Here is a 4,295-nt window from a genome sequence, read left to right as displayed (position 1 = left end):
GGCGGTGAAGATGGCACTGTGCGTTTGTGGCGCGGTGACTGGCGTGCATGGTTGCAAGTCTGTTGTGATAGGTTACGTTACCATCCCATCTTCACCAATCCGCAAACAGAGGAAGCAAAAGCCGCCTGTGAAACCTGCCAAAAATATGTTTGGAGTAAAGTAAGCGGATAAAAACACGGCATTGCCGTGCCTCTAAGAAGGTCTGTACTCGGCTCAATTGCAAACGGCTATAAAGGCAGTAAGTAAAGAGAGGAGAACACGAAAAAGAGACTTATTATTTTCTCAATTTAGTCTTAGAATTCCAGTTTTCTCCTTTAAAAATTGGAAGTTGATGCTCAAAACTCGGAACTTTATGCTCACAACTGCAACAATCGAGATCCAAGGGTAAATTATGGTGAGTGAAAGGCTTAGGCGTAACCCGCACTTTGACAACGCTCACCTTTTTAATTTGGAATTTTTATTGGTATTATTGAAATTAAAATTGTATATGTGGGCACTCTAAAATTAAGCAACATACTGGAGACTAATTTCTATGTCCACAGCCCCAATTAGTGCAACACTAGCGCAATCAGATAGAGATGCAGTGTTGCAAGCGATCGCTACAATTAAAGACAAATTACCATTTTTGATTGATTTAAGTAACGAGGAGCGGAAAGCTTTACCCAAGATGGGAGATAAAAGCCGCGCCTTTGTCAGCAAAGCATTGGAGGTGGCGACACAGAACCCAGAGTTTTTGCCGCGATCGTTTGACCTCAATGAGATGCGGAAAGACGTTCAATTATTTGAAGCTTTGTATCCAGTATTGCTGTCTTTGTCACAATTACAAGAGTTGCTGGATGATACATCTATAGCAGTGGGCAGTGAAGCTTATGCAGCCGCGTTGCAGGTGTATAACTATGCCAAAGCTAGTGGACAAGGCGCTGGTTTAGATGGAGTAGTTGAGGAAATGGGGCAAAGGTTCGCCCGTAAATCTCGGAAATCCAAGCCTCAAGCAGCAGCGTTGTAAAAAATAGCTTGGCTGTCGCACTTCTTAGGTGCAATGTTGAAGCTAAGAACTCGGATGTTGGAGTAAATTGCTCGACGTTCCGAGTTCAGAACTCGAAGTTTCAACCTCAGAACATGGAATTTCGAGATAAGAACACGAAACTTGAAGCTCTCAACAGCAACGTCCGAGATCCAAAGGTGAATGATGGAGAGTGGAAGGCGATGGTTTACTCTTTTAACTCGGAACTTCCTGCTTTGAACTGCAACATCCGAGATTCAAGGGTGAATTATGGTGAGTGAAAGGCGTAGGCGTAGCCTGTCAGAGACATCGCTTTCATAATTACTAGCGTAGTGTAAGGTACAAAAGTTATTGCAGTGCAAATTGTCTTCGGAACCTGGCGACTAGAAATAGCGGCTACACAAATTAAGTCCACCTACGTAAACTTCATCGAAGTGACGGAGGCAGTTTTTGTTAGTATGGCTACATCTTTGAGGGTGTAAGCGATCGCCAGATACTTATACTTATTACTTCTTATCAGCCAAGTTATACTTAACCTCAATTTCAAAGTTACTCTCAGCCGAACCCTCTGTTAAAAAGGGAATCCCAGTTTTACCACCCAGCTTGATGCCAAACTTAACTGTTACCTCTTCAGCGTCAGCTAAATTCTTAAATGCCCCAACTGCTAACTTGGCATAATCACGAATTTTGTTTTGGAATTCTTTGATATTAACCGTAGGTAAACCATCACGGTATCCTGGTTCCTCTACTTCTGGAACCTCCTCGGCTGTATTTGATTCCACATAAATTTCGTACTCTTGATCGTCTTCTTTGACAATCAGGCGTTGCACTTGTGACATTAGTAGCCTCAGTTAGTCTTTAAGTTGTTACTCTTGTAATATTACGTAAAAACGAATACCTGATTGGACACTATGCCTCGATATGCCCTGGTGATTGGCATTGCTAAGTATGACAATTTGACAAACTTACCAAAAGCTGTCACCGATGCAGAAAAAATAGCATATTTGCTGCGTGAACATGGTCGGTTTGATGTTCAGCCGTTACCAGGTAAGCTAATCGAAAGTGAAAATCGCTGGCAAGTCACACCGGATAAAAAGTTAATTGGTAAAGAACTCGGTCAAACACTGAGAACGTTTCTACTGGAGAAGGCCAAAGGTAGTGAGGCACTGATTTATTTTGCCGGACATGGCTTTGAAGCACTCAACCTCACAGGTGAACCGAAAGGCTTTTTGGCAACTTCGGATTGTAATAAACTAGATGGACAGAATGCGATCGCCTTTGATGACCTCAACACTTTAATCGCTAAATCTCAACTCAGCAGCTTAGTGGTATTGCTGGATTGCTGCTATGCGGGGTCTTTTCTAGAGAGAAGTTTTATCAACTCTGGTTTCTCTGTTTTCAACAGCAAACAAGACTACAGCTTAATTACAGCCTCCCGCGCTTTTGAAAGAGCGCGTGAAGATGCCGAAGGTGGAATTTTCACCAAAGCTATTCTCAAAGGACTGGCTGAGGATAAAGCTGATGAAGCTACCGGGGAAATTAATGTTAATGACTTGATCAGCTTCATTTCACGGGAACTCAAGCAGAGTGGACAAGAAGCAATTTATATGGGCGGTGGTAGGTCAATTCCTTTGGTTTGCTATCCACCCAAGAATTCAGTAGTTATTACAAAAGTGCTTGAAGAATGTCCCTATCGGGGCTTAGAAGCTTTTGACAAGCAACACGCAAAATTCTTTTTTGGTCGTCAAAAAGTAGTTAACCATATTCAACAGAAACTCGATTTGGCTAAATTTGTCCCGATCATTGGCGCGTCGGGAAGTGGCAAATCTTCAGTAGTACGGGCGGGTTTGATTCCACAATTAGATGATAGTGAGTGGCAAGTCTTAGAACCAATTAAACCAGGATTTGAACCTTTAATTAAGCTGCGTGGAGCTTTTCAACAATTTTTTCCAGGGGCTAAAAAAGAGAAGCAACTGAAGGATTTGATTGACAATGAGCAGAATAATTTACCTGCAATCCTCGAAAATCTCCCTGGTTCAGTAAAACTTTTGCTAGTGGTGGATCAGTTTGAGGAAGTATTTACTGGCGGTGCTAGTCAGCAAGAAAAGCAGAGATTTATTGACTTACTGACTCAGGTAGTAGAGATTACCGATTCGCGGTTAGCAGTTGTGATTACCATGCGAGCGGATTTTCTCGAACCCTGTTTGCAATATCCCTCCCTGACTCATCTGATTCAAACCCAGGCAGTTTATATGCCACCTTTAACCGGAGTTGATTTAAAGGACACCATCACCGAACCAGCCAAACTTCAAGGTCATAGTGTTGAAGAAGCGCTAATACTGAAGATTTTAGAAGATGTTAAACAAGAACCAGGGTTTTTGCCTCTGTTGGAGTTTGCTTTAACCAAACTCTGGGAGAAACGCGATCGCAATAAACATCAACTCACCCTAGAAGAATATGGAAAGTTGAAAGGATTAACTGGGGCGTTGAATCTCCATGCAAAAAAAGTTTATCTTTACCAAGATTTTGAGGAGGAATCGCCAACCCAAGAACGCACTCAGCAGGAGAAAGAATGGATTGAGCGAATTTTTCTGCGGTTAGTGCGAACCAGAGAAGGGGAAAAAGACACCCGACAGCGCCAACCAAAAGCCAGACTATTAAATATTGCAGGTGATGACGCCAATCAACAGCAAAAACTTAGTGAATTGCTAGATGGGGAAGCGGGATTAGTTAAAGGACGCTTGTTGGTTACAGGGAAAGATGAAAAAGGAGAAGCCTGGATTGATTTAGCCCATGAAGCTTTAATTGAAGGTTGGGAGCAGTTTGCTCAGTGGCGACAACAAGGCCGAGACTTGCGGCGGTTGAGCGACAGATTAGAAGATACCCGGCGGGAATGGTTGAACAAAAGGCAGGATGACAAATATTTAATGCAAGGGGGATTGCTGGCAGAAGTGAGCGATAGCTGGCAACAATTGCAAGTCTATTTACAATCACCCCAAGAAGATGAGGATTTCTACAAACGCAGCGATGTTTATGAAAAAGACCGCATTGCCGAACTGGAAAGAGCGCTTACTGAATCACGATTGCGAGAGAAAGCCACTAGGGTCGAAAATTTATTGACAGTTCAACCCCAAGATAGTCTAGTTTTGGCAATTCAGACTATGGGTGAGAATCAAGAGAAACTACCCCAGCAGATTCTTGCACCAGTTCAGAACAGTTTGAATCGGGTGATGAATAAAGTAAGAGTCTCTATTCCCTTCCGTGGTCATCAGGGTTATGTCAATTCTGTCGC

At 42.8% G+C, this 4,295-nt stretch carries 4 protein-coding genes; 3 read left to right on the top strand and 1 reads right to left on the bottom strand.

What is annotated here, in order from left to right:
* Window positions 1-532 precede the first annotated feature (532 nt).
* Together ACFE93_RS34045 and ACFE93_RS34040 are read left to right on the top strand one after the other, a co-directional pair.
* The gene (locus ACFE93_RS34045) at window positions 533-1,006 is read left to right on the top strand and encodes a hypothetical protein (RefSeq protein ID WP_292863455.1); all 474 of its coding nucleotides are present in this window, start codon (window positions 533-535) and stop codon (window positions 1,004-1,006) included.
* A gap of 113 nt (window positions 1,007-1,119) precedes the next feature.
* Window positions 1,120-1,284 carry a hypothetical protein gene (locus ACFE93_RS34040; RefSeq protein ID WP_375480458.1) on the top strand — a complete coding sequence of 55 codons (165 nt, stop codon included), beginning with the start codon at window positions 1,120-1,122 and terminating at the stop codon, window positions 1,282-1,284.
* Window positions 1,285-1,509: 225 nt separating this feature from the next.
* On the opposite strand, the gene ACFE93_RS34035 is transcribed toward ACFE93_RS34040, so the two are convergent.
* A complete protein-coding gene (locus tag ACFE93_RS34035) occupies window positions 1,510-1,842 on the bottom strand; it encodes a CU044_2847 family protein (RefSeq protein WP_375480456.1) in 333 nt (110 codons plus the stop codon).
* Window positions 1,843-1,914: 72 nt separating this feature from the next.
* Between ACFE93_RS34035 and ACFE93_RS34030 the strand changes: the two genes are divergently transcribed.
* A partial coding sequence (locus ACFE93_RS34030) for a caspase domain-containing protein (RefSeq protein WP_375480454.1) occupies window positions 1,915-4,295 on the top strand: 2,381 nt, incomplete at its 3' end.

It is taken from the genome of uncultured Nostoc sp. (assembly GCF_964247315.1).
GTDB lineage: Bacteria > Cyanobacteriota > Cyanobacteriia > Cyanobacteriales > Nostocaceae > Nostoc.
This window is presented reverse-complemented; position numbering and strand designations above follow the sequence as displayed.

Coding starts and splice junctions, on each gene's coding strand:
- ACFE93_RS34045 (WP_292863455.1), top strand. CDS start 533: ATGTCCACAGCCCCAATTAGTGCAACACTAGCGCAATCAGATAGAGAT.
- ACFE93_RS34040 (WP_375480458.1), top strand. CDS start 1,120: ATGGAATTTCGAGATAAGAACACGAAACTTGAAGCTCTCAACAGCAAC.
- ACFE93_RS34035 (WP_375480456.1), bottom strand. CDS start 1,842: ATGTCACAAGTGCAACGCCTGATTGTCAAAGAAGACGATCAAGAGTAC.